19 protein-coding genes are annotated in these 24,821 nt (G+C 58.1%); 7 read left to right on the forward strand and 12 right to left on the reverse strand.

Going from position 1 to position 24,821, the window contains the following annotated elements; all coding sequences use genetic code 11:
• Positions 1 to 13: 13 nt before the first annotated feature.
• Positions 14 to 1,450 (reverse strand): catalase KatA, encoded by a 1,437-nt coding sequence (gene katA, locus ACJ8PL_RS08965; protein WP_015378563.1) that lies wholly within the window; start codon positions 1,448 to 1,450, stop codon positions 14 to 16.
• A gap of 338 nt (positions 1,451 to 1,788) precedes the next feature.
• On the opposite strand from katA, the gene ACJ8PL_RS08970 reads away from it, so the two are divergent.
• Positions 1,789 to 2,328, forward strand: a complete 540-nt coding sequence (locus ACJ8PL_RS08970) for a YfaZ family outer membrane protein (RefSeq protein WP_004935943.1) — start codon at positions 1,789 to 1,791, stop codon at positions 2,326 to 2,328.
• Positions 2,329 to 2,389: 61 nt separating this feature from the next.
• On the opposite strand, the gene tyrP is transcribed toward ACJ8PL_RS08970, so the two are convergent.
• Positions 2,390 to 3,598 (reverse strand): tyrosine transporter TyrP, encoded by a 1,209-nt coding sequence (tyrP, locus tag ACJ8PL_RS08975; RefSeq protein WP_015378562.1) that lies wholly within the window; start codon positions 3,596 to 3,598, stop codon positions 2,390 to 2,392.
• A gap of 245 nt (positions 3,599 to 3,843) precedes the next feature.
• Between tyrP and ACJ8PL_RS08980 the strand changes: the two genes are divergently transcribed.
• Positions 3,844 to 5,040, forward strand: a complete 1,197-nt coding sequence (locus ACJ8PL_RS08980) for a nicotinamide mononucleotide deamidase-related protein YfaY (RefSeq protein ID WP_442531077.1) — start codon at positions 3,844 to 3,846, stop codon at positions 5,038 to 5,040.
• On the opposite strand, the gene ACJ8PL_RS08985 is transcribed toward ACJ8PL_RS08980, so the two are convergent.
• Positions 5,030 to 5,434 carry an FAD-dependent oxidoreductase gene (locus tag ACJ8PL_RS08985; RefSeq protein WP_442531078.1) on the reverse strand — a complete coding sequence of 135 codons (405 nt, stop codon included), beginning with the start codon at positions 5,432 to 5,434 and terminating at the stop codon, positions 5,030 to 5,032. The two genes, ACJ8PL_RS08980 and ACJ8PL_RS08985, sit on opposite strands and share 11 nt — an antisense overlap.
• Positions 5,435 to 5,704: 270 nt before the next feature.
• Here ACJ8PL_RS08985 and ACJ8PL_RS08990 point away from each other — a divergent pair, with 270 nt between their 5' ends.
• Entirely contained in the window at positions 5,705 to 5,857 is a 153-nt protein-coding gene (locus ACJ8PL_RS08990; RefSeq protein ID WP_004935921.1) for a Hok/Gef family protein, read from the forward strand.
• A gap of 59 nt (positions 5,858 to 5,916) precedes the next feature.
• On the opposite strand, the gene yfaE is transcribed toward ACJ8PL_RS08990, so the two are convergent.
• The 4 genes from yfaE to ubiG form a co-directional block, all read right to left on the reverse strand.
• On the reverse strand, positions 5,917 to 6,177 hold the full coding sequence (yfaE, locus tag ACJ8PL_RS08995; protein WP_016926927.1) for a class I ribonucleotide reductase maintenance protein YfaE: 261 nt from the start codon (positions 6,175 to 6,177) through the stop codon (positions 5,917 to 5,919).
• A 3-nt stretch (positions 6,178 to 6,180) separates the two neighbouring features.
• Positions 6,181 to 7,311: a class Ia ribonucleoside-diphosphate reductase subunit beta gene (gene nrdB / locus ACJ8PL_RS09000; protein WP_004935915.1), complete on the reverse strand. Its 1,131-nt coding sequence runs from the start codon at positions 7,309 to 7,311 to the stop codon at positions 6,181 to 6,183.
• A gap of 67 nt (positions 7,312 to 7,378) precedes the next feature.
• Positions 7,379 to 9,667 carry a class 1a ribonucleoside-diphosphate reductase subunit alpha gene (nrdA, locus tag ACJ8PL_RS09005; RefSeq protein WP_016926928.1) on the reverse strand — a complete coding sequence of 763 codons (2,289 nt, stop codon included), beginning with the start codon at positions 9,665 to 9,667 and terminating at the stop codon, positions 7,379 to 7,381.
• A 438-nt stretch (positions 9,668 to 10,105) separates the two neighbouring features.
• Complete coding sequence (ubiG, locus tag ACJ8PL_RS09010) at positions 10,106 to 10,831, reverse strand: bifunctional 2-polyprenyl-6-hydroxyphenol methylase/3-demethylubiquinol 3-O-methyltransferase UbiG (RefSeq protein ID WP_442531080.1); 726 nt, start codon at positions 10,829 to 10,831, stop codon at positions 10,106 to 10,108.
• Between the two features lie 212 nt (positions 10,832 to 11,043).
• On the opposite strand from ubiG, the gene gyrA reads away from it, so the two are divergent.
• Both gyrA and rcsC read left to right on the forward strand, forming a co-directional pair.
• Positions 11,044 to 13,686, forward strand: a complete 2,643-nt coding sequence (gene gyrA / locus ACJ8PL_RS09015; RefSeq protein WP_028127742.1) for a DNA topoisomerase (ATP-hydrolyzing) subunit A — start codon at positions 11,044 to 11,046, stop codon at positions 13,684 to 13,686.
• Between the two features lie 166 nt (positions 13,687 to 13,852).
• Entirely contained in the window at positions 13,853 to 16,714 is a 2,862-nt protein-coding gene (gene rcsC, locus ACJ8PL_RS09020; protein ID WP_028127741.1) for a two-component system sensor histidine kinase RcsC, read from the forward strand.
• Positions 16,715 to 16,775: 61 nt separating this feature from the next.
• Here rcsC and rcsB read toward each other — a convergent pair whose 3' ends face one another.
• Genes rcsB through ACJ8PL_RS09040 form a run of 4 tightly spaced genes read right to left on the reverse strand, consistent with a single transcriptional unit; the run spans position 16,776 to position 21,758 of the window.
• Positions 16,776 to 17,426, reverse strand: a complete 651-nt coding sequence (gene rcsB / locus ACJ8PL_RS09025) for a response regulator transcription factor RcsB (RefSeq protein WP_004935900.1) — start codon at positions 17,424 to 17,426, stop codon at positions 16,776 to 16,778.
• Positions 17,419 to 20,121: a phosphotransferase RcsD gene (gene rcsD / locus ACJ8PL_RS09030; protein ID WP_079450284.1), complete on the reverse strand. Its 2,703-nt coding sequence runs from the start codon at positions 20,119 to 20,121 to the stop codon at positions 17,419 to 17,421. The genes rcsB and rcsD overlap by 8 nt, the downstream gene beginning before the upstream one ends.
• A gap of 20 nt (positions 20,122 to 20,141) precedes the next feature.
• The gene (locus tag ACJ8PL_RS09035) at positions 20,142 to 21,296 is read right to left on the reverse strand and encodes an MFS transporter (protein WP_016926934.1); all 1,155 of its coding nucleotides are present in this window, start codon (positions 21,294 to 21,296) and stop codon (positions 20,142 to 20,144) included.
• A 54-nt stretch (positions 21,297 to 21,350) separates the two neighbouring features.
• Positions 21,351 to 21,758: a DUF4186 domain-containing protein gene (locus ACJ8PL_RS09040; RefSeq protein ID WP_028127740.1), complete on the reverse strand. Its 408-nt coding sequence runs from the start codon at positions 21,756 to 21,758 to the stop codon at positions 21,351 to 21,353.
• Between the two features lie 695 nt (positions 21,759 to 22,453).
• Between ACJ8PL_RS09040 and ompC the strand changes: the two genes are divergently transcribed.
• Positions 22,454 to 23,584, forward strand: coding sequence for a porin OmpC (gene ompC, locus ACJ8PL_RS09045; protein ID WP_028127739.1), 1,131 nt, complete (start codon positions 22,454 to 22,456; stop codon positions 23,582 to 23,584).
• 151 nt (positions 23,585 to 23,735) lie between these two features.
• Positions 23,736 to 24,152 carry a VOC family protein gene (locus tag ACJ8PL_RS09050; protein ID WP_442531082.1) on the forward strand — a complete coding sequence of 139 codons (417 nt, stop codon included), beginning with the start codon at positions 23,736 to 23,738 and terminating at the stop codon, positions 24,150 to 24,152.
• Here ACJ8PL_RS09050 and ACJ8PL_RS09055 read toward each other — a convergent pair.
• A complete protein-coding gene (locus tag ACJ8PL_RS09055) occupies positions 24,146 to 24,724 on the reverse strand; it encodes a TetR/AcrR family transcriptional regulator (protein ID WP_079452203.1) in 579 nt (192 codons plus the stop codon). The genes ACJ8PL_RS09050 and ACJ8PL_RS09055 overlap by 7 nt on opposite strands.
• Positions 24,725 to 24,821 lie beyond the last annotated feature (97 nt).

Below are 24,821 nucleotides of genomic sequence, written 5' to 3' on the forward strand. Positions count from 1 at the left end.
TGGCAACAGAGGGTTATTTCAGCCCCAACGCCTTGGCGACGCCGGCGCCGTAGTCCGGGTGCACCTTGGTGAACAGCTCGACCTGACGGCGCTGGATCTGTTCCGGCACCTGCGACAGTTCGCCGGCGATGCGGGTGAACATGCGCTGGTGCTCTTCGGCGCTCAGCAGGTTGAACAGCGCGCGCGGCTGGCTGTAGTAATCGTCGTCTTCACGATGGTTCCAGTGATCGGCCGCGCCCTCAATGCTCAGCGGCGGCTCGCTGAAGTCCGGCTGCTCCTGGAACAGGCCGAAGCTGTTCGGTTCGTAGGTGGCGCCGTTGCCGCTGTTGCCGTCCACGCGCATCGCACCGTCGCGATGATAGTTGTGGAACGGGCATTTGGCGCCGTTCACCGGGATCTGGTGATGGTTGACGCCCAGGCGGTAGCGGTGCGCATCGCCATAGGAGAACAGACGGCCCTGCAGCATTTTATCCGGCGAGAAACTGATGCCCGGCACCACGTTGGCGGGGTTCATCGCCACCTGTTCGACTTCGGAGAAGTAGTTGTCGGGATTGCGGTTCAACTCGAAATAACCGACGTCGATCAGCGGGTAGTCGCCGTGCGGCCATACCTTGGTCAGATCGAATGGGTTATATGGCGTCTGAGAGGCTTCGTGTTCCGGCATGATCTGAATTTGCAGCTTCCAGCGCGGGAAGTCGCCGCGTTTGATCGCCTCGAACAAATCGCGCTGTGAGCTTTCGCGATCCTTGGCGATGATCGCTTCCGCCTCTTCATCCATCAGGTTTTCAATGCCCTGTTCGCAGCGGAAGTGGAATTTCACCCAGAAACGTTCGTTGGCGGCATTGATAAAGCTGAAGGTGTGGCTGCCGAAGCCGTGCATGTGGCGGTAGGACTTGGGAATGCCGCGATCGCTGAAGTCGATGGTCAGCTGGTGCAGTGATTCCGGCAGGTGGGAGAAGAAGTCCCACTTGTAGACCGGATTGCGCAGGTTGGTATGCGGATCGCGTTTCACCACGTGGTTGAGATCGGGGAATTTCAGCGGATCGCGCAGATAGAACACCGGCGTATCGTTACCCACCAGATCCCAGTTGCCTTCTTCGGTATAGAACTTCATGGCGAAGCCGCGAATGTCGCGTTCGGCGTCGGCGGCGCCGCGTTCACCGGCGACGGTGGAGAAGCGGATAAACATGTCGGTCTGCTTACCGATTTCGGAGAAGATCTTGGCGCGGGTGTAGCGGGTGATGTCGTGGGTGACGGTAAAGGTGCCGTAGGCGCCGGATCCCTTGGCGTGCATGCGACGCTCGGGGATGACTTCACGGTCGAAGTGGGCCAGTTTTTCCAGGAACCACACGTCCTGCAACAGCATCGGGCCGCGTTTGCCCGCGGTGATCACGTTATTGTTATCGACAACCGGGGCGCCGGCTGCGGTGGTCAGTCCTTTCTTGCTCATCACTTGCTCCTTATCGTAGTGCAGTTAAGTAAAGACTCGGGCGGTTTAAGCGTTCATCAGCATAGTCCTTTGGCGGGGCTTCTTCCCCTGACCTTGGTCAAAGCCACTACTAGTTGTAGCCCTATTGCCGAGCGACGGCAAATAGGTCTCGGTTATCGTTGGCATCGCCTTGACGAATATGGATTTTTGTTTGCAAATTTTTACATTTATTTGATTATTGAAGAATTTTTTCGCTTTTATCCCTTAAATACTCATTGCGCTTTGGTATAGACTCGTGACGTTATTATTATGCGTTGATTCGATCATTCGGTACGGATGACAAACCAGAGGGAAAGATGATGAAAAAGACTTGGGTCGCGTGCGCGGCAGGATTGCTGTTGGTGACCGGCGCGGCGAACGCCATCAGCGTGTCGGGCGAAGCCGGGCAACACTACACCAACCTGGGCGTCGGCATGAGCACCGGCTCTTCAGGTCTTGGCCTGACCGGCAACTGGGCGCGCAGCGACCACGACGGCAACGTCGGCAGCGTGGGGTTGAACTTCGGCGTGCCGCTGGGGCCGTTGACGGCGACCGTGGGCGCCAAAGCGCTGTACCTCAGCCCGAAAGACGGGAAGAGCGGCGGGGCGGTGGCGCTGGGCGGCGGCCTGGAGTGGGAAATTAACCGTTACTTCAGCCTGCACGGCGAAGGGTACTTTGCCCCTGAGTCTTTCACCAGCGGCGTGAAGGCCTATAACGAAGCCAGCGGCGGCCTGCGCTGGAAGTTCCGTCCGCTGAGCGTGGACGTGGGCTACCGTTACATGCAAATGGAAGGCAAAGACGGGCGTCGCGACAATACGCTGGCCGATGGCCCTTATGTCGGCGTGGGCCTGAGCTTCTGAGGCTCAGCAAAAAGGGGCCATTGCGGCCCCTTTCTCTTTATCATTTCTTGTCTTTCGTCGCTTACCCGACCGCCGGCAGCATGCCGCTGGCGATGCCCAGTTGGATGGCGATCACCGTCACCCCGCAGACAAACACCAACGCCAGCGCCGGCGTACCGCCCCAGACGCGATACTGCGCCTGATGCTTTTGGCGGGTTTTCCACACCAGCAGTGAAGGCAACAGCAGCGCCAACACCGACAAGGCGATGGCGGCGAATCCCAGCGCCAGCACGAAGCCGCGCGGGTAGAACAGCGCGAAGGCCAGCGGCGGCAGGAAGGTGATGGCGCCGGTTTGCAGGCGGCCGCGCACGTTATCTTGCCGCTTGAACAGGTCGGCCAGGAAATCGAACAGCCCGAGCGCCACGCCGAGGAACGAGGTCGCCAGCGCCAGATCGGCGAACAGGTGCACCGCCAGTTCAACGTGCGGCGAAGCCACCGCGTCGCGCACCGCCTGCAACAGGCCGTTCAGCCCGGCCTGCTGCGCCAGAATGCCGACGAAGGTGTCGGAGCTGATGCTGCCCAGCGTCGCCAGCTGCCAGAAGATATAGGCCATCAGCGGGATGGCGCTGCCGATGATAAATACCCAGCGCAGTTTGCGAATGTTGCCGCCCATGTAGTTGACAATGCTCGGCACGCTGCCGTGGAAGCCGAAAGAAGTGAAGATCACCGGAATGGCCGACAGCGCCAGGCCTTGCTCCAGCGGCAATGTCATCAGATTGGTTTGGTGGATATTTGGCAACATCAGGCCGAGCATCACCACCAGAAATACCACTTTGGCGCTGAACAGGATGCGGTTGAACAAGTCGACCGAGTGGGTGCCGATGCACACCACGCCGCCGGCCACCAGGGTGAACAGCAGGACGCCGAGCGACACCGGGAAGTCCTGCGATGTCCATTGGCTGATGCTGGTGGCGAGCAGTTCGCCGGCGCCGCTGATATAGGCGGCGGTGAGGGCGTACATCAGGAACATCATGCTAAAGCTGGTCAGCCACTGGCCGCCGCCGCCGAGATAACGTTTGGCGAGCGTGCCCAGACCGGTATCCGCCTGCTCATGCTGGTAAACCTCCACCAGCAGCAGCGCGGTGTAACACATCAACAGCCACAGCCCGACCAGTAAGGCCAGCGTGACGCCGAAGCCGACGCCGGCCGCCGCCAGCGGCATCGCCAGCATCCCGGCGCCAATGGTGGTGCCCGCCACGATAAAAACACTGCCAAGAGTGCGATTCTTCACGTTTTTTCTCTACCAGCCGAAAGATTTTGAAAATTATAGGTAACGATTTATGAGGATGGCAGGATAGTGGAAGCCCTAATTTGTGTCAAACCGACGTTACGCATGATGTAAATAAATATTTACATTGCGGCGGCCGGCATGGCACATGAGAAACGGACCCAAGGCTGAAATTATCCGAAGGAGGCTAGTGAAAAGTTATTTACGGGCTTCTATAGTGGAATGACCAAAAAATGTGGGAGAGATCAATGTTAAGGGTGGAGATGCTCAGCACCGGCGATGAGGTGCTGCACGGGCAAATTATTGATACCAACGCCGCCTGGCTGGCGGACTACCTGTTCCAGCAGGGGGTGCTGATGAGCGGGCGTGAAACGGTCGGGGACAGCCTCTCTGCGTTGATCGAGATCCTGCAGGAACGCAGCCATATCGCCGATGTGTTGATCGTCAACGGCGGCCTGGGGCCGACCAGCGACGATCTCAGCGCGCTGGCCGCCGCGAAAGCCAGCGGCGTAGAGCTGGTCGAACGGGCTGACTGGCTGGCGCGCATGGAAGCCTATTTCGCCGAGCGCGGGCGGCCGATGGCCCCTTCCAATCGCAAGCAGGCGCAGATCCCGGCCAACGCGGAAATGCTGGATAACCCGGTGGGCACCGCCTGCGGGTTCGCATTGCAGCTGAACCAATGCCTGATGTTCTTCACCCCCGGCGTGCCGTCGGAATTCAAAGTGATGGTCGAGCAGCAGATCGTACCGCGTCTGCGCCAGCGCTTCACCTTGCCGGCGCCGCCGCTGTGCCTGCGCCTGACGACCTTCGGCACCTCCGAGAGCGATCTGGCCGCCGAGCTGGACGGCATGCCGCTGCCGCCGGATGTGGTGTTGGGTTACCGTTCCTCCAGCCCGATCATCGAACTGAAGCTGACCGGGCCGGAAAGCCGGCGTGCGGAAATGGAGCTGGCCTGGCGACGCGTGCGCGAAGTGGCGGGGGACAACTGTATTTTTGAAGGCACCGACGGGTTGCCGGCGACGCTGACGCAGCGCCTGAATCAGCAAGGGCTGAAGCTGGCGTTGAGCGAGCAGTTCAGTGGCGGTTTGATCAATCTGCAGCTGCAGAGCGAAGGGGCGCCGCTGGCGGGTGGCGAGCTGCTGCCGGCACACTGCATCGAAACGCTGGAAACGACGCTGACGCGCGCCCGCTCGCTGGCGGAATTGACCGGCGCGCCGTTGGCGTTGGCGGTCAGCGCCATGCGCGATGAGCAGGTGAGCATTGCGCTGCACACGCCGCGCGGCGGCATTGGCCAGACCGTGCGTTATCGCGCGTCGCGCCACGGTCTGCGGTTGCGTCAGGAGTCGGTGGCGATGCTGGCGTTGGATATGCTGCGCCGCTGGCTGAATGGGAGCCAGGCGTGCGGTAAAAACGCCTGGCTGGAAGTGGTGGAAATTATCGAGTGACGGGCATCGGCGTTGCTGAGTCTCCCGTCTTGTCGGCCTCATCGCGCTGCATCAGCCGTTCGGACGCCAGGCGTGAAAGACGTATTGCGGCCGCGCCTCGCGTTTGCAGTTCTGTACCGTAGTTCCTGAGTGCCTGCCCGGCGCTGTCTGAGTGCGCCAGATGCGCCGCCAGGCTGACGGCGTCTACCAGCGCGGTGTTGGCGCCGAGCCCACCCGCCGGGCTCATGGCGTGCACGGCGTCGCCGAGAAAGGCGATGCGTTCGCTGTGCCATTCCGGCATCGCCGCCGTAACCTGCACCGTCCGCACGCTGAGCGACAGAGGATCCGCCAACGCTAACGCCGTTTGCAAGGCGGGTGCCCATCCCTGCGAGATATGCCGTACGCGCGCCCGCAACGCGGTGCTTTTTTACACATCGGCGGGAAAGGGGCACTAAGCGAAATACTTTGAGGATAGTTATATATCCCTGATTAATCATAATCTTATAGGGGATATTCGCGGTGAGGGAATGCTGTTACTCTCTTGACGGGTGCTTGAGACTGTTCGTCTTGGGCATTGTGTGACAAGGCGGATAGATGAAAGCCCCAGACTGACTCTCAATCAGAATGGGGCAGCCCTAACGCCTAGACACCGCTATGGTAGCCCCTTCACAGCAAGGAGGCAAGCATGCGCTTAAGGCATGTGTTTCACTCGCTAACCGTTGTATGTATTACGGTTTTGTTATTTATCTGGATGATAAGAGACTCGCTGTGCGAGCTGAAAATCTACCAGGAAAATATCACTATCCTGATCAGGTTGGCGTGTGAGGTGAAGCGGTAATCCTAGGGCGGGGGCAACCCCGCCTTCTGGTCTTCAGGCGCGGTTTCCGGCACCCGACTTTACATTTCCAGCTCGATATCCGTCAGCGGCATGCAGCAGCAAGGCAGGATTTCGCCGGCGTTGATAAACGCCAGCGGCTGTTGGCGGTAGGCCACTTCGCCTTTCACCAGCTTCAGGCGGCAGGCGCCGCAATAGCCGGAGCGGCATTGGTACTCCACCTGCACGTCGTGCAGTTCCAGCACGTCGAGCAGGCAGTTTTCACTGTTAGGGCAAGAGAGCTGCGTGCCGGCGGCGCGCAGCGTCACGGTTGGCGTCGTCATCGCTTACAGTTCGAAGTCGCTCAGGTCGTCGGCGTTGATCTCCGAGTCGATCTGGCCAACCAGGTAGGAGCTCACTTCCACTTCCTGCGGCGCTACCTGCACGTTGTCGGACACCAGCCAGGCGTTGATCCACGGGATCGGGTTGGAGCGGGTTTCGAACGGCAGACCGAGGCCGACCGCCTGCATGCGGATATTGGTGATGTATTCCACATACTGGCACAGGATGTCTTTGTTCAGGCCAATCATCGAGCCGTCGCGGAACAGGTATTCCGCCCACTCTTTCTCCTGCTGGGCGGCCAGCACGAACAGATCGTAGCACTCTTGCTGGCACTCTTCGGCGATCTCCGCCATTTCAGGATCGTCGGCGCCGGAACGCATCAGGTTCAGCATGTGCTGGGTGCCGGTCAGGTGCAGCGCTTCGTCGCGAGCGATCAGCTTGATGATCTTGGCGTTGCCTTCCATCAATTCGCGCTCGGCGAACGCGAAGGAGCAGGCAAAGCTGACGTAGAAACGGATCGCTTCCAGCGCGTTCACGCTCATCAGGCACAGGTACAGCTGCTTCTTCAGCGCACGCAGATTGACGGTGACGGTTTTACCGTTCACCTGGTGGGTGCCTTCACCCAGCAGGTGATAGTAGCTGGTCATCTCGATCAGATCGTCGTAGTAGCCGGAAATGTCTTTCGCGCGCTTCTTGATCTCTTCGTTGGTGACGATGTCGTCGAACACCAGCGCCGGATCGTTGACGATGTTGCGGATGATGTGGGTGTAGGAACGGGAGTGGATGGTCTCGGAGAACGACCAGGTTTCCACCCAGGTTTCCAGCTCAGGGATCGAGATCAGCGGCAGCAGGGCGACGTTCGGGCTGCGGCCCTGGATGGAGTCCAGCAGCGTCTGATACTTCAGGTTGCTGATGAAGATGTGCTTCTCGTGCTCCGGCAGCGCCTGATAATCGATGCGATCGCGGGAAACGTCAACTTCTTCCGGGCGCCAGAAGAAGGAGAGCTGTTTTTCGATCAGCTTTTCGAAGATTTCATGCTTTTGCTGGTCGAAACGCGCAACGTTTACCGACTGGCCGAAGAACATCGGCTCTTGCAGCTGGTCGTTTTTGGTCTGAGAAAAAGTGGTGTAAGCCATAAGCCTGAATCCATCGTAACGTGGCTAAATGAAGGGGCCGGAAAACTCCGGCCCGCTAGGTCAAACTTTAGATCTTGCAGGCGCCGCTTTCGCAGTCGTCATCGCCGGCCTTGGCAGGCTGCAAATCTTCCTGGGCGTCTTCCGCGCCGTCGCGGGTGTTTTGGTAGTACAGCGTTTTCACGCCGAACTTGTAGGTGGTGAGCAGGTCTTTCAACAGCTGCTTCATCGGCACCTTGCCGCCCGGGAAGCGGGTAGGATCGTAGTTGGTGTTGGCCGAAATCGACTGGTCGATGAATTTCTGCATCAGCCCCACCAGCTGCAGATAGCCGTCGTTGCTCGGCATTTCCCACAGCAGCTCGTAGTTGTCTTTCAGACGCTCATACTCCGGCACCACCTGGCGCAGGATGCCGTCTTTCGACGCCTTGATGCTGATGTGGCCGCGCGGCGGCTCGATGCCGTTGGTGGCGTTGGAAATCTGCGAAGAGGTTTCCGACGGCATCAGGGCGGACAGCGTCGAGTTGCGCAGACCGGTTTCCTGGATCTCTTTGCGCAGGGTTTCCCAGTCGTAGTGCAGCGGCTCGTTGCAGATCGCATCCAGGTCTTTCTTGTAGGTGTCGATCGGCAGGATGCCCTGCGAATAGGTGGTTTCGTTGAACCACGGGCAAGCGCCTTGTTCCTGAGCCAGGCGGTTGGAGGCTTTCAGCAGGTAGTACTGAATGGCTTCGAACGTTTTGTGGGTCAGGTTGTTGGCGCTGCCGTCGGAGTAGCGCACGCCGTTTTTCGCCAGGTAATAGGCGAAGTTGATCACGCCAATGCCCAGGGTGCGACGACCCATCGCGCCACGGTGCGCGGCCTTGATCGGATAATCCTGATAATCCAGCAGGGCGTCGAGTGAACGCACCGCCAGGGTCGCCAGCTCTTCCAGATCGTCCAGGCTGTCGATCGCGCCCAGGTTGAAGGCGGACAGGGTGCACAGCGCAATTTCGCCGTTCTCGTCGTTGACGTCTTCCAGCGGCTTGGTCGGCAGGGCGATTTCCAGGCACAGGTTGGACTGACGCACCGGCGCGATCTGCGGATCGAACGGGCTGTGGGTGTTGCAGTGGTCGACGTTCTGGATGTAGATGCGGCCGGTAGAGGCGCGCTCTTGCATCATCAGCGAGAACAGCTCAACCGCTTTCACGCGCTTCTGGCGAATGCTGTCGTCTTTTTCGTACTGGGTGTACAGACGTTCGAATTCGTCCTGATCGGCGAAGAATGCGTCATACAGCCCCGGCACGTCGGACGGGCTGAACAGGGTGATGTCTTCGCCCTTGATCAGACGCTGGTACATCAGGCGGTTCAGCTGCACGCCGTAGTCCATGTGGCGCACGCGGTTGCCTTCAACGCCGCGGTTGTTTTTCAGCACCAGCAGGCTTTCCACTTCCAGGTGCCACATCGGGTAGAACAGCGTTGCCGCGCCACCGCGCACGCCGCCCTGCGAGCAGGATTTGACGGCGGTCTGGAAGTGTTTGTAGAACGGAATGCAGCCGGTATGGAAAGCTTCCCCGCCACGGATCGGGCTGCCCAGCGCGCGAATGCGGCCGGCGTTGATGCCGATGCCGGCGCGTTGCGAAACGTATTTCACAATGGCGCTGGAGGTGGCGTTGATGGAGTCCAGGCTGTCGCCGCACTCGATCAGCACGCAGGAGCTGAACTGACGGGTTGGGGTGCGCACGCCGGACATGATCGGCGTTGGCAGCGAAATCTTGAAGGTGGAAATCGCGTCGTAGAAACGTTTGACGTAGTCCAGACGAGTTTCACGCGGGTAGTTGGAGAACAGGCAAGCGGACACCAGCATGTACAGGAACTGGGCGCTTTCGTAGATCTCGCCGCTGACGCGGTTCTGCACCAGATACTTGCCTTCCAGCTGCTTGACGGCGGCATAAGAGAAGTTCATGTCGCGCCAGTGATCGATAAAGGAGTCCATCTGCTCGAACTCTTCAGCGCTGTAGTCTTCCAGCAGATGTTTATCGTATTTGCCCATCTCGACCATGCGCGTCACGTGAGCGTGCAGCTTCGGCGGTTCGAACTGGCCGTAAGCCTTTTTGCGCAGGTGGAAGATCGCCAGGCGAGCGGCCAGGTACTGATAGTCCGGCGCATCGCGGGAGATCAGATCGGCAGCGGCTTTGATGATAGTTTCGTGAATATCGGCGGTTTTGATGCCGTCATAAAACTGAATGTGGGAACGCAACTCTACTTGAGAAACCGAGACGTTGTGTAATCCTTCTGCGGCCCAATCGATGACCCGGTGGATTTTGTCGAGGTTGATGCGCTCTTTACGGCCATCGCGTTTAGTTACAAGCAGACTTTGGTTCATGTGGTGTTTTACCTGTCCGTATGGTGCCCCTAAGCAGAAGTGTAGTCGCTCTGCTCAGTATGTAAACACTATATATAGGGGTTGTATGTCGGTGAGGTAACAAGATAGTGAGAAAAAACGGCGTTTGCAAGTGAACAAAACCCGCCTAATTTGTGGATAACTTGGGGGTGAAATGTCACTTGCCTTTCGCAGTGCGCGCCGTGACTGGCGCGACAAGCTTGTCAATAAGCGAGATCAGATTTTCCTTAAAAACTGAAAAAACCGATCGTTTGGCGCTTTATTAAACGTTAGAAAAAAACGGCATATTGATCTGATTTAATATTCTAAAAAACTGTTTACAACCGCTATTTTGATCGAAGTCGCGAAAATTAGGTATTTTTCCGAATACGTCAATGGCGCCGCCCCCCGGTAATGCAGGGCCGGCGCGGTTTACCGCGTTTAACCTTCGTGCTGGGTGTGCACGATGTAGTTCACGTCAACGTTGCGCCCAAGCTTGAAATGATCGGTGATCGGGTTGTAATGCAGGCCGATCATGTGTTTTTCGCGCAGCGGCGTGCCGTCGACCCAGCCGATCAGTTCGGAAGGGCGAATGAACTTCTTATGATCGTGGGTGCCCTGCGGCACCATCTTCAGCACGTACTCCGCGCCGATCACCGCCATCAGCCAGGCTTTGGTGTTGCGGTTGATGGTGGAGAAGAACACGTGGCCGCCCGGTTTCACCAGTTGGGCGCAGGCGCGTACCACCGAGGCCGGATCCGGCACGTGCTCCAGCATCTCCATGCAGGTGACCACGTCGTAGCGCTGCGGGTTGGCCTGAGAGTGGCTTTCCACTGTCTCTTGCACATAGGTGACGTCCATGCCGCTTTCCAGGGCGTGCAGCCGGGCGACCTGCAGCGGCTCCGCGCCCATGTCCAGCCCGGTTACCTTGGCGCCTTCGCGCGCCATGCTCTCCGCCAGAATGCCGCCGCCGCAGCCCACGTCGAGCACCTGCTTGTCAAAAATGCCGCCGGCGCGCTGCATGATGTAGTTCAGGCGCAGCGGGTTGATGCGGTGCAGCGGTTTGAACTCGCCTTCCAGATCCCACCAGCGGGAGGCGACGGCCTCGAACTTGGCGATTTCCTGGTGGTCAACGTTTTGCACTCGGCTGGATGATTCTGCGTTCATGGGCTTGTCTGGCTCCTTGTTCTCGTTGCGCGGATTATACATGTTCCGGCGCGGCATCGTCTGTGCCGATGCGTTTTTAGCGCACTTATCTGCACAATTTCCGTGAAACAGCGGCGGTTATTTTCCCGTAAAGCGTGCTTTGTGATATAGTTTTACACCTTTGCCACTATGGCAGCGGGCAGATGAATCATTAGTAGAGGGATAGCAGCTCCATGAGCGACCTTGCCAGAGAAATCACACCGGTAAACATCGAAGACGAGTTGAAAAACTCGTATCTGGACTATGCGATGTCCGTTATTGTCGGACGTGCCCTGCCAGATGTTCGTGATGGACTGAAGCCGGTTCACCGCCGCGTTCTGTACGCGATGAGCGTATTGGGTAACGACTGGAATAAACCATACAAGAAATCGGCCCGTGTCGTCGGGGACGTGATCGGTAAATATCACCCGCACGGTGACAGCGCGGTTTACGACACTATCGTGCGTATGGCTCAGCCGTTTTCACTGCGCTACATGCTGGTGGACGGTCAGGGTAACTTCGGCTCCGTCGACGGCGACTCCGCGGCGGCGATGCGTTATACCGAAGTGCGCATGTCCAAGATTGCTCACGAACTGTTGGCGGATCTGGAAAAAGAAACCGTCGACTTCGTGCCTAACTATGATGGCACCGAGCAGATCCCGGCCGTCATGCCGACCAAGATCCCGAACCTGCTGGTCAACGGCTCGTCGGGCATCGCCGTGGGCATGGCTACCAATATTCCGCCGCACAACCTGGCGGAAGTCGTCAACGGCTGCCTGGCCTATATCGACGATGAAAACATCAGCATCGAAGGGCTGATGGAACACATCCCGGGGCCGGACTTCCCGACGGCGGCGATCATCAACGGTCGCCGCGGCATTGAAGAGGCCTACCGCACCGGGCGCGGCAAAGTCTACCTGCGCGCGCGCGCGGAAGTGGAAGCCGACGCCAAGACCGGGCGCGAAACCATCATCGTTCACGAGATCCCGTATCAGGTGAACAAGGCGCGTCTGATCGAGAAGATCGCCGAGCTGGTGAAAGAAAAACGCGTGGAAGGCATCAGCGCACTGCGCGACGAGTCCGATAAAGACGGCATGCGCATCGTGATCGAAGTCAAACGTGACGCGGTCGGCGAAGTGGTGCTGAACAACCTGTATGCGCTGACGCAACTGCAGGTCACCTTCGGCATCAACATGGTCGCGCTGCATCAGGGGCAGCCTAAACTGCTGAACCTGAAAGACATCCTCGAAGCCTTCGTGCGCCACCGCCGCGAAGTGGTCACCCGCCGCACCATCTTCGAACTGCGCAAGGCCCGCGACCGCGCCCATATTCTGGAAGCGCTGGCTATCGCGTTGGCCAACATCGACCCGATCATCGAGCTGATTCGCCGTGCGCCGACCCCGGCGGAAGCGAAAGTCGCGCTGGTGGCGCAGCCTTGGGATCTGGGCAACGTCAGCGCCATGCTGGAACGCGCCGGTGACGACGCCGCTCGCCCTGAGTGGCTGGAGCCGGAGTTCGGCATCCGCGACGGCAAATACTACCTGACCGAGCAGCAGGCTCAGGCGATTCTGGATCTGCGCCTGCAGAAACTGACCGGCCTGGAGCACGAGAAGCTGCTGGACGAATATAAAGAGCTGCTCAACTTTATCGCCGAGCTGATTTTTATTCTGGAAAGCCCAGAGCGCCTGATGGAAGTGATCCGCGAAGAGCTGGTGGCGGTCAAAGAGCTGTACAACGACGGCCGCCGCACCGAGATCACCGCCAATACTTCCGACATCAACATCGAAGACCTGATCAACCAGGAAGACGTGGTGGTGACCCTGTCTCACCAGGGCTATGTGAAGTATCAGCCGCTGTCCGACTATGAAGCGCAGCGCCGCGGCGGCAAAGGCAAGTCCGCCGCGCGTATTAAAGAAGAAGACTTTATCGATCGCCTGCTGGTGGCCAACACCCACGATACGATCCTGTGCTTCTCCAGCCGTGGCCGCCTGTACTGGATGAAGGTGTACCAACTGCCTGAAGCCAGCCGCGGCGCGCGCGGCCGCCCAATCGTCAACCTGCTGCCGCTGGAAGCCGACGAGCGTATCACCGCCATTCTGCCGGTGCGCGAGTATGAAGAAGGGCGCCACGTGTTCATGGCCACCGCCAGCGGTACCGTGAAGAAAACCGCGCTGACCGAGTTCAGCCGCCCACGCAGCGCCGGCATCATCGCCGTCAACCTCAACGAGGGCGATGAACTGATCGGCGTCGATCTGACCGACGGCAGCAACGAAGTGATGCTGTTCTCCGCTAACGGTAAAGTCGTGCGCTTCCCGGAAACGCAGGTGCGTTCGATGGGCCGTACCGCGACCGGCGTGCGCGGCATCAACCTCGGCGAAGGCGATAGCGTGATCTCACTGATCGTGCCGCGCGGCGAGGGCGACATCCTGACCGTCACGCAAAACGGCTTCGGTAAACGTACTGCAGTCACCGAGTACCCGACCAAGTCACGCGCCACCCAGGGGGTTATCTCCATCAAGGTGAGCGAGCGTAACGGCCAGGTGGTCGGCGCGGTGCAGGTGGAAACCAGCGACCAGATCATGATGATCACCGATGCCGGCACGCTGGTGCGTACCCGCGTTTCGGAAGTCAGCGTGGTCGGTCGTAACACCCAGGGCGTGACGCTGATCCGCACGGCGGAAGACGAAAATGTCGTCGGTCTGCAGCGGGTGGCCGAACCGGTGGAAGACGAAGAGCTGGACAGCCTGGAACCGGGCGCGGAAGCTGTGGAAGAAGACACCACGCCGCTGGACGATGGCGACGACGCGGCTGAGCCGGTGGACGACGACAACGTTTAAGCAAGGTGAGGGCGTCGGCATGCCGACACCGTAATGCACTGAGACAAAAGGGCCTGGCAGCGATGCTAGGCCCTTTTTCAGTTATATGGTTTAATTGGCGCACCGAGCCGCCGGCCGCCGCGCCGGCGACAACGCGCGCCGTCACTGACTTTCGTATGGTATCCGATTGAAATACTTAGCCTCTTTTCGAACTACGCTGAAAATATCCCGCTACTTGTTCCGGGTGCTGGCGATTTTGCTGTGGTCGTTGGGGGCGCTGCTCACCACCTTTTATATTCTGAATATCCTGCATCAGAAAGAATCTGACATCCGCCAGGAGTACAACCTCAACTTCGATCAGGCGCAGGGCTACATCCGCCATTCCGCCGACATCATCCGCGACATCAAGTATATGGCGGAGAATCGCCTCAACGGTTCGGTCAGCAGCCTGGACATGTTCAGCGGCGTGTTTCCCGGCAAAGGCAGCCCGCCGCAATTCTTTCCGCTGTACCCGGAGTCCAACTGCACGCTGAGCACCACCTACCGCAGTTCGCTCGATTCGCTGAGCGGCCTGATCCAGTATTGGAAAGAGAACTTCGTGGCGGCCTACGATCTTAACCGGGTGTTCTTCATCGGCGGCGACAGCCTGTGTATGGCGGAATTCGGCGGCGGCAATGCGAGCGCCAATCGGGAAAACGTGCTGAAGTCCCTGCATGAGCGCATTCTGAAATACCGCAACGCCAAGAATCTGGACAAAGACAACAACCTGTATTGGATCAGCCCCAGCGCGCAGCGGCCCGACATCGGTTATCTGTATGTGCTGACCCCTCTCTATATCGGTAATAAGCTGGAGGCGCTGCTGGGCATCGAGCAAACCGTCCGGCTGGAAGATTTCGTCACCGCCGGCAGCCTGCCGATCGGCGTCACGCTGTTGGATGAGAACAACGAGCCGGTGCTGCGTCTGGCGGACGGCGATCGCTATGCCGCTGCGCTCAACAGCTACCCCGAAGAGCATGCTTACTTCGGTTATGTCGACAATTACCGCGACCTGATCCTGAAGAAAGCATTGCCGCCTTCATCGCTGAGCATCGTTTATGCGCTGCCGGTGAAAAGCGTGGTGGAACGCTTCAAGATGCTGATCCTCAACGCGCTGTTGCTGAACCTGTTATCGGCTATCGTGCTGTTCACGCTGGCCTGGCTGTTTGAGCGCAAGATGTTCTTGCCGGCGGAGGAGAACGCCTTCCGTCTGGAAGAACACGAGCAGTTCAACCGCAAGATTGTCGCCTCGGCGCCGGTGGGCATCTGCATCCTGCGTATCAGCGACGGCACCAATATCCTGAGTAACGAACTGGCGCATAACTACATCAACCTGTTGACCCACGAAGATCGCGATCGCATTACGCGCATCATTTGCGAACAGCAGGCGAATTTCGTCGATGTGATGACCAGCAACAACAACAACCTGCAGATCAGCTTTGTCCACTCGCGCTACCGCAACGAAGAGGTGGCGATCTGCGTGCTGGTGGACGTCAGCGCGCGCGTGAAGATGGAAGAGTCGCTGCAGGAGATGGCGGCGGCAGCGGAGCAGGCCAGCCAGTCCAAATCGATGTTCCTGGCCACCGTCAGCCATGAGTTGCGCACGCCGCTGTACGGCATTATCGGCAATCTCGATTTGCTGCAGACCAAGGCGCTGCCGCAAGGGGTCGATCGGCTGGTCAACGCGATGAATAACTCTTCCGGCCTGCTGCTGAAAATCATCAGCGATATTCTCGATTTCTCCAAAATCGAGTCCGAACAGCTGAAGATCGAACCGCGCGAGTTCTCCTGCCTGGAGGTGATCACCCATATCGCCGGCAACTATTTGCCGCTGGTGGTGAAGAAACGTCTGGGGCTGTACTGCTTTATCGAACAGAACGTGCCGGAGCGCATTTTCGGCGATCCGGTGCGGCTGCAGCAGGTGCTCTCCAACCTGGTGAACAACGCCATCAAGTTCACCGATACCGGCTGTATCGTGCTGCAGGTCTGCACCCGCGGCAGCTACCTGGAGTTCAGCGTGCGCGATACCGGCGTCGGCATCCCGGAGAAGGAAATCTCGCGCCTGTTCGATCCGTTCTTCCAGGTGGGGACCGGCGTGCAGCGCCACTTCCAGGGAACCGGCTTGGGGCTGGCGATCTGCGAGAAGTTGGTCAACCTGATGGACGGCGACGTCTCCGTCGAGTCCGAACCGGGGCTGGGCAGCTTGTTCAGCATTCGCATTCCATTGTTTAACGCCCAGTTCCCGATCCCGCAGGCCAGCGATACCTGGCAGGGCCGGCGGCTGTGGCTGGATATCCGCAATCAGCGCCTGGAAAGTTACCTGATGGCGATTCTGGGCGGCTACGGCGCCGATATCCAGCGCTATGACGGGCAGGATACCGCCGCCGGCGAGGTGATGCTCAGCGATTACCCGTTGATGATGAACACGCCGCTGCTGGCTCAGATCCAATTCTCCACCGAACATATCGGTCCATCGCAGGAAACCCGGCCGGGCTATTGGATGCACAGCACCTCTACGCCGCGTGAAACGCTGACCTTAATCAACCGGTTGTTCGGCGTCGGCAACGGCGCGGCAGAGGCGCTGGTGCAACTGCCGGTGCCCGCCAAGGCCAGTGCGGCGGACAACGGCGATATTTATCTGCTGGTGGTTGACGATCATCCGATCAACCGTCGCCTGCTTTCCGATCAGCTGGGGTCGCTGGGGTATCAGGTGGTGACCGCCAATGATGGCGTCGACGCGCTCGGCGTGCTGAAACAGCACCACGTCGATATTGTGCTGACCGACGTCAATATGCCGAACATGGACGGCTATCGTCTGACGCAGACCCTGCGGCAGATGCAGTTCAGTGCGCCGGTGATTGGCGTGACGGCGAACGCGTTGGCGGAAGAGAAACAGCGCTGCCTCGAGGCGGGCATGGATAATTGCCTGTCGAAGCCGGTCACGCTGGAGACGCTGGAGCAGACGCTGGCATATTACAGCCAACGGGTACGCTACAACCGCAGCGAGGTCTGAAAAGCAAACAGGCACGGCGGATGCCGTGCCTGTTTGGCGTTAACCTGCCGTGAGGCGGGCTTTAGTCTTTGTCCAACGGCGTCATGCTGACGGACGAGAGGTAGTTGAGCAGGGCGATGTCGTTTTCGACGCCCAGCTTCATCATCGCCGATTTCTTCTGGCTGCTGATGGTTTTGATGCTGCGGTTGAGTTTCTTGGCGATTTCGGTCACCAGGAAACCTTCGGCGAACAGACGCAGCACTTCGCTCTCTTTCGGCGACAGGCGTTTGTCGCCATAGCCGCTGGCGCTGATCTTCTCCAGCAGTTTGGAGACGCTTTCCGGCGTGAACTTCTTGCCTTTTTGCAGGGCGGCCAGCGCCTTCGGCAGATCGGTCGGCGCGCCTTGTTTCAGCACGATGCCTTCGATATCCAGATCCAATACCGCGCTCAGGATCGCCGGGTTGTTGTTCATGGTCAGCACGATGATCGACAACTGCGGATAGTGGCGCTTGATGTATTTAATCAGCGTGATGCCGTCGCCATACTTGTCACCCGGCATCGACAGATCGGTGATCAGCACGTTGGCGTCCAGCTTGGACAGATTGTTGATCAGTGCGGTTGAGTCTTCGAACTCCCCAACGACATTCACCCATTCAATTTGCTCAAGTGACTTCCGGATGCCAAACAGTACGATAGGATGGTCATCAGCAATAATTACGTTCAGGTTATTCATGTTGTTGGCTACCTTGCTTCAGCAGTCTGCTGACGAAAAAATCAATCTGACTGATGTTATTCTCGATCTCGGGCGCATCACCTTCTGCGATGCGCTGTTCTAACGATTCGCACAGCTGCTTGCCGGGAAGCAGATTTAACATGGCAAACACGCCTTTCAGGCGGTGTGCGGTTTGTGACAGCGCATTGAAATCACTGCTGCCCGCCTCAGTATACAGTTTTTTGACATCGTCGGGTACTGTATCGACAAACAGCCCATAGTAATCACTTGATTTCAATTGTTTTTCATAGAGTTGGATATCTTCTGAGCTCAATGAAAGCGGGCTTTCTTCCTGTTCCAGCGCGGCCATTTGCTGTTCGATCAGCATCAGCACGGCGTCGATTAAAGCGCCGTTCAGATTATAGTTCACCCGAATGTAGCGTTTATCCAGCGCTTGCCAGCCCGGTTCATCGGTCGCCAGCAACAGGGTGTAATCATCGGCGCGCTGCGGGTTATCGGTCAGCAGCACGTCATAATCGCGGTTGACCGCGCGATCTTCGGCGACGAGGCAGTCGGCGCCGTAGGCCTGCAGCAGACGAGTCACGATGCCGCGCACTTCATCCGACGTAACGTCCAGCAAGGCGGTGACGCCGTCGAGCAGCTTTTCCTGCTCCTTCGACTCTTTTTTCTCCATCTCCATGGCGACGCGAATGGTGTAGCGAGTGCCGATATCCACCTTGCTGCGAATGTCCAACTGGCCGTTAAGCTTCTTGCACAGCTGATTGCACAGGAAGAACGTGAGGCCGGAACCGTGGTTGAAGCGATCCACCAGCGTCTGGCTGAGGAACGGATAGTTAAGGTTGCTGATCTCTTCGTTGGAGATGCCGGAGCCGGTGTCGTTGATTTGGAAAATCAGGCGATCAGGGTGCTCGGGCTCATGGTCGATAACCAGAGAAACCTTGCCGCAGGCGGTGGTGATAATGGCGTAATGCACCAGCAGCGAGATCACCTTGCGCAGCGCGTTGGCGTCGCCGATATAGTTCTGCTCGACGTCCAGCTGGAAATGCTTGAACAGCGCCAGCCCCTTCTGATTAAGGGCAGGCAGGGCCTCCAGCAGCAACTCGTCGATCATCGCCGTCGGGTTGAACGGCTCGCGCGTGGGTTGCCAGTCCTGTGTTTCCAGCCGGGTCAGCAGGGTGATGTTATCGATCAACTCCAGCACCGAAGCCGACGCCGCCGTCAGCTGGCCCAGCAGAGCTTGCTGTTGTTCCTCATCCGGCCGGCTGTGCAGACGGTCGACCAGATCGTGCATCTTGCGTACCGGCTGATTCAGCTCGATGCCAAGATTGTGCAGCATCAGCTTGCGCGCCTGAACGTTTTTGTCGTATTCGCGCCGCGCCTGCTGCAGCCGCTTGTTCACCATCACCTCTTTATCCTGATCGTGCATCAGGAACAGGTAGGTGTCCGGCGACAGCTGGCTGCGGAAAATGCGGATTTCATACACCTCGTTGTTGACCGTCGCCTGGATCACCCCGTGATGCTGTTCGGCCATATGGGCGATCTTTTGCAGGCTGAGGTGCGGCAGCAGGTGCTCGGCGATTTTGTTGCTGGCGATCACCGTATTGTTGGCGAAGCTGTAGACCAGCAGGCCGGAGGGCAGGCTGGAGATGATCTCCTGATTCAGCGCGCGCTCGGCCTCCAGCTCTACCGCCATGTTTTCGCTCGGGCGAATGTACTGGCGGCGGATAAAGTAGATGCTCAGCATCGACAGCGCCAGCAGCAGCAAGTTGACTGCGATCAGCCAGATGTTGTTGCGCAGCAGATCGATGGCCAGATTGATGGCCGAAACGCGATACACCACCTTCAGCGGCGCATTGGGCAGAGCGGCGCTGAACTCCACCCAGCCACCGCTCATCGTCGCATGGGTACCGAGGACGGTGTCCGCCGGGATGGCGCTATCGTCGAGATCGACATCATCCGGCAGCAGCAGGAAATTGGCGCGGGCCAGATTGGCCGGAATGATGTCGTTGATTGGCAAATCGAAGGCGATCACCGTCGCCAGATGCCCCGGCTGATTGAACGTGGTGCGAATCGAGAACGAATAGGCGTTCTGGAAGCGCTGCTTGCGCAGGTCGGAAAAGCTCTCGCGTTCGTCGAGCATATTGGCCTGTTGCAGCATCTCGGCGCGGCGTTCATCCGCCGAGGTGGTCAGGTAGCTTTCCCGAAAGCGCGAAGCCAGCTCTTTGAGCGGCTGGGTGGTGATCAGGCTGAGGCTATTGTCCTGACCATTGAGGTAATACATGGCGTAGTTCTCGGTCTTGGCGCCCCAGCGGGTGTCCAGGTAGTCCGAGATATTGGCGATCATCGCCAGCGTGTTTTCGTCATGGCTGCCGAAGATCACCGCGTCGGTTTTCTTGTGCGGTTTCTCGACATAATAGACATCGGGCCGCAGGCGGGTTTCCTGCAAACCGGGATCGACATTCTGCGCCGGCGCATTGCCGAATTTGTCATAGACCTGATAGGTCATATAGCGGTAGGCATCGATACGCTTTTGCAGCGAACCGGCGATGCTGTTCAGCGTGTACTTCTTTTCCGCCAGCCAGGCGTTGGTGTAGTTGTAGCCATACAGGCCGATGCCGATCGTCAGCAGCACGATAAACAGCAGGAAGCAGCGGGTAATGTTGCTGGAGCTTATGGTCAATTGTTTATTTTGCATAGTGGCTGCGCATTCCTGAATCAGCGAGTGACGGCCCTGGCGCTGGCGGCCACCGCCAACAGCAGAACGGCTACGCAAGCGAAGGCCGCCGTCAGGCTGGAAAACTGAGCGATGAAGCCGATCAACGCCGGGCCGGCCAGAATACCGGCATAGCCGACGGTAGTGACGGAGGCGATCGCCAAATTGGCCGGCATGTCGCGCTGGTTGCCTGCGGCGCTGAACAGGATCGGTACGACGTTCGAGGCGCCCAGCCCGACCAGCATGAAACCGACCAGCGAAACGGTCGCGTGATTGAAGGTGATGGCCAGGCTCAGGCCGAGAGCGGCGCACAGGCTGCCCAGCAGCAGCACCCGGTAGCGGCCCAGCGAGTTCACCACCCGATCGCCATTGAGCCGGCCGAGCGTCATGGTGATGGAAAACAGCGCATAGCCCAGACCGGCCTGACTGTGTTCGACGCCGCGCAATGTGGTGAGAAACAGCGCGCTCCAGTCGAGCATCGATCCTTCCGCCAGAAACATGATAAAGCACAGAATGCCGATGAACATCACCCAGCCGCGCGGCAAGACGAACATCGGCCCGCCGTCATCGGCGCCGCTCTCACGCAGCAGATGGCGGCTGGCCAGCGTCAGCAGCGCGATCACCGCCAGCACGGTGAGCAGGGTGGATTGCAGCGGCGTCAGCCCCAGCCACAGCAGCGCGCTGACGCCGCCGGCGCCGGCAATGCCGCCGATGCTGAAGAAACCGTGAAAACCGGACATCATCGCCTTGCCGCTGGCGCGTTCGACGATCACCGCCTGCACGTTCATCGCTACGTCGATCATGCCGATCGCCGCACCGAACAGCAGCAGCGCCGCGGCCATGCCGCCGAGGGAATCCATTAGCGCCAATAGCGGCAGATCGATGCACAACCCGAGCCCGGCCATCAGGATCACCGCACGGCAACCCAGTTTGCCGGTCAGGAAACCGGTCAGCGGCATCGCCAGCATGGAGCCGGCGCCGATACAGAGCAGCAACAGGCCGAGCGAGCCATCATCGATACCGATGCGCGCTTTGGCGAAGGGGACCAGCGGCGCCCAGGCGGCCATGCCGAGACCGGCGACGAAAAAGGCCAGACGGGTGGCGATCTGTTGAGGAACGCCGGGCGTTTGCTGTTCATTGCACAAGGTGGCTGTCATGTAAGCGTCAGGATCTTGGGTCAAAAGAATGGTGAAAGTTACTGACAGTTTTTATCACAATCCGCGATCCGGGTCGAAAATATTCGTGCCTGACACATCCCCGGCGCCGCCTCTGCGCACCAGCCACAGCGCGATAACCTGGACAATATAGTCCTTTTGCTGCTCGTCCAGTGCGACGCCTTGCGCTATGCCGTGCCACTTTTCCAGACAGCCGCGGCAGCAGGTGGCAGTGGCATGCTGGGCGACGAACACCGGGTGGCCACGCATCGGGGTTTGCTTGCCGTCGTTTTTAGGATGGGCGGCGGCCAGGCGGCGGTCGATAAAATCGCGGGCATGGCTGAGGATCAGCGGCAATCCCTTGCCATCGAGATAAGTCTGGTCTTTGGCATTTAAACGGAAGCGAGCGCGGAAGGGGGAACTTTGCAGCCGCCGCCACAGCACGTCGGGTTGAAAGGGCATCATGAATTTTACTCGCTGAAGGTGCGCTTTTTTCAGATTACCAGAACTGAAACTCGGCGGCTAATGGTGCCTGCGGCGGGAAATAATTGATGCGATAAAGCACGAAATGAAAAGCAAGTTCAATTTGTAGACTAAAATAAGGGAAAAGATTAGCAATTAGTGCGAAAGTGAATTAATGAAACTATATCATTAGGTTATTTATTTGCGTGCTATTTGTACGGGCTGAAATTGTGAGGAGAGTATGGAGGAAAATAAAAAACCGGCCAGAAGCCGGTTAAAGGAATGCAGAAATTATCTTCGGATAATGAAGGTAATAATGAAAATAATGATGATAGCGAGGTGATTATAGCGGCTGCGTGTGGGCTGCGTTTTGGCACAATGTGCTTATTGTCTGGCTCAATTGTATGGTTGGCTTTTTTTTCTTAAAGATATGTATAACTACATGATTTTTTATCAATTAATCTATTCTTTGTCTTTAAGTGCTTTATTTTGTTTGTCTGTAATGTTTTGTGAAAGTTCGCGCGTATTTACATTTTGAAACCTTTATTAATTACAATGAAACACTATCGGATACTTGGTATCATTTTCTTTCTGGATTAATATAACCCTTGTTACCAGAATGGTAATGCACAGTCGTGCTAATAATGCTCGAAAAGGGCAGTGGCCGTAGCTCGACATAATTAACGAGGATAATAACGATGAAACTTCGAGTACTCTCTCTGATGGTACCCGCACTGCTGGTTGCAGGCACAGCAGGCGCGGCGGAAATCTACAACAAAGACGGTAATAAACTGGATTTGTACGGTAAAGTCGACGGTCTTCACTATTTCTCCAGCGACAACGGCGTGGACGGCGATCAGTCTTATATGCGTTTTGGCCTGCGCGGCGAAACGCAAATCAGCGATCAGCTGACCGGTTACGGCCAGTGGGAATATCAGGCGAACCTGAACCACGCTGAAAGCCAGGACAACAAGAACTTCACCCGTTACGGCTTCGCCGGTCTGAAATTCGGCGACTACGGCTCCTTCGACTACGGCCGTAACACCGGCGTGCTGTACGACGTCGCGGCGTATACCGACTTGCAGCCTGAGTTCGACGGTATGACCTACGGCGCCGACCAGTTCATGTTCCAGCGTTCCAGCGGCTTGGCGACCTACCGTAACAACGACTTCTTCGGTCTGGTTGACGGCCTGAACTTCGCCCTGCAGTACCAGGGTAAAAACGGCAACGGCGAAGAGACCAACAACGGTCGTGACGTTCTGGGCCAAAACGGCGAAGGCTACGGCATGTCCATGAGCTATGACATGGGCTACGGCATCAGCGCGGCGGGCGCCTTCTTTAACTCTCGCCGCACCAGCGAGCAGAACGGCGCCGGCGCGTACCGCAATATTATGGGCCGCGGCGACAAGGCCGAAGGCTACTCCGGCGGTCTGAAATATGACGCCAACGACGTCTACCTGGCGGTGATGTTCACCCAGTCCTACAACGCGGCGCGTTTCGGTAGCTCCGACAGCAGCGTTTACGGCTACGCCAACAAGGCGCAGAGCTTCGAAGCCTATGCGCACTACCAGTTCGACTTCGGTCTGCGTCCGTTCGTCGGCTATAACCAGACCAAAGGTAAAGACCTGGGCCGCGCCGGTAACGGCAAGGACTACGGCGATCAAGATCTGGTCAAATTTGTCGACCTGGGTGCGACCTACTTCTTCAACAAAAACATGTCCACCTATGTTGATTACAAAATCAACCTGGTGGACAACAACGATTTCACCGACGCTGCCGGCATCAACACCGACAACGTGGTTGCCGTGGGCCTGGTTTACCAGTTCTAAGCACCAGCGTGTGAATGACACAGCGCGGCCTTTGGGCCGCGTTTTTTTTGCTGGTAAAAAGCACGGATTGATCCGTTATCGGCTCGGGAAGCGCTTCGGATAGCCTCTGTTCGACCTACGCTGTCAGAACGGAAAACAGAGCGGAGGTGATATGGAACTCAAGATCGACAGGGTGATCGAAACGGTGCTGTACGTCAGCGATATTGAACGCGCGGACGCTTTTTACCGGGAGGTGCTGAAGTTGCCGACGATGGCCGCCAACGAACGGTTTCGCGCCTACAACGTCGGCGATCGGAGCGTACTGTTGCTGTTTATCGAAGGTGATTCGCTGCGCGGGGCGCACTATCCGACCGGGTTTATTCCTGCACACGATGGCGTGGGGCCGGCGCATATCGGGCTGGCGGTGACGAAAGAGCAACTGCCGCATTGGGAACGGCATCTGGTGGACAACGGCGTGGAGATTGAGGGGCGGATGCGCTGGGAACACGGCGGGGAGATCATTTATTTTCGCGATCCCGACGCCCACCTGTTGGAACTGGTGACGCCGGGCATTTGGGCCAATTACTGATCGAACCCGCCTTGCGCCAACATGTCCAACGCGGCATTCAGCACCTGCAGCGCGGCCTGCGGTTGCCGCTCTATCTGCACTCTGACGATGGCGCCGTCGATCAGCATCGCCAGCATTGCCGCCCGCTGTTCCCGCTGTGGGCCGGCGGGCAGGTGACGCGCCAGTTCATCCGTCATTTGCCGCTTATGCCGGCCGGCGATTTGCAGGCTTTCCGGCAGCAGGTCGGCGATTTCTACCGCCGTATTGATAAACGCGCAGCCGCGAAAGCGCGGATCGTCGAACCATTCCGCCAGGCAGGGCGCCAGCGCCGGCAGCAACCCGCCGGTTTGTGCCACATGGCGATCCAGCGCTGTGCTGAACCAGGTGAGCCACTGCTGGTGGCGATAGGCCAAAAACGCCGTAATCAAATCGTTCTTGCTGGGAAAGTGGCGGTAAAACGTCACTTTAGTGACGCCTGATTCTTTGATGATGCGATCGATGCCGGTGGCGCGGATCCCTTCCTGATAAAACAGATCGTGAGCCGTCAGCAGGATGCGCTGGCGGGCGGGTAAGGTATTGCGATCGACGGTCATCATTTTCTCCAAGCTATTTTCGAGTGATTGTAGACAACTCTGTCTACATGCGCTAGCGTAATGATGTAGACAGAATTGTCTACATGCCTTCACTCAG

It is taken from the genome of Serratia sp. CY83965, from assembly GCF_052166375.1.
GTDB lineage: Bacteria > Pseudomonadota > Gammaproteobacteria > Enterobacterales > Enterobacteriaceae > Serratia > Serratia marcescens.

Bases quoted from the DNA above. Each gene is read 5' to 3' on its own strand.
- ACJ8PL_RS08970 (WP_004935943.1), top strand. From the start codon at position 1,789: ATGAAAAAGACTTGGGTCGCGTGCGCGGCAGGATTGCTGTTGGTGACC.
- ACJ8PL_RS09050 (WP_442531082.1), top strand. From the start codon at position 23,736: ATGGAACTCAAGATCGACAGGGTGATCGAAACGGTGCTGTACGTCAGC.
- yfaE (WP_016926927.1), bottom strand. From the start codon at position 6,177: ATGACGACGCCAACCGTGACGCTGCGCGCCGCCGGCACGCAGCTCTCT.
- nrdB (WP_004935915.1), bottom strand. From the start codon at position 7,311: ATGGCTTACACCACTTTTTCTCAGACCAAAAACGACCAGCTGCAAGAG.
- rcsB (WP_004935900.1), bottom strand. From the start codon at position 17,426: ATGAATAACCTGAACGTAATTATTGCTGATGACCATCCTATCGTACTG.
- ACJ8PL_RS08990 (WP_004935921.1), top strand. From the start codon at position 5,705: ATGCGCTTAAGGCATGTGTTTCACTCGCTAACCGTTGTATGTATTACG.
- ubiG (WP_442531080.1), bottom strand. From the start codon at position 10,831: ATGAACGCAGAATCATCCAGCCGAGTGCAAAACGTTGACCACCAGGAA.
- ACJ8PL_RS09055 (WP_079452203.1), bottom strand. From the start codon at position 24,724: ATGACCGTCGATCGCAATACCTTACCCGCCCGCCAGCGCATCCTGCTG.
- ompC (WP_028127739.1), top strand. From the start codon at position 22,454: ATGAAACTTCGAGTACTCTCTCTGATGGTACCCGCACTGCTGGTTGCA.
- ACJ8PL_RS09040 (WP_028127740.1), bottom strand. From the start codon at position 21,758: ATGATGCCCTTTCAACCCGACGTGCTGTGGCGGCGGCTGCAAAGTTCC.
- ACJ8PL_RS09035 (WP_016926934.1), bottom strand. From the start codon at position 21,296: ATGACAGCCACCTTGTGCAATGAACAGCAAACGCCCGGCGTTCCTCAA.
- katA (WP_015378563.1), bottom strand. From the start codon at position 1,450: ATGAGCAAGAAAGGACTGACCACCGCAGCCGGCGCCCCGGTTGTCGAT.
- rcsD (WP_079450284.1), bottom strand. From the start codon at position 20,121: ATGCAAAATAAACAATTGACCATAAGCTCCAGCAACATTACCCGCTGC.
- nrdA (WP_016926928.1), bottom strand. From the start codon at position 9,667: ATGAACCAAAGTCTGCTTGTAACTAAACGCGATGGCCGTAAAGAGCGC.
- ACJ8PL_RS08980 (WP_442531077.1), top strand. From the start codon at position 3,844: ATGTTAAGGGTGGAGATGCTCAGCACCGGCGATGAGGTGCTGCACGGG.
- gyrA (WP_028127742.1), top strand. From the start codon at position 11,044: ATGAGCGACCTTGCCAGAGAAATCACACCGGTAAACATCGAAGACGAG.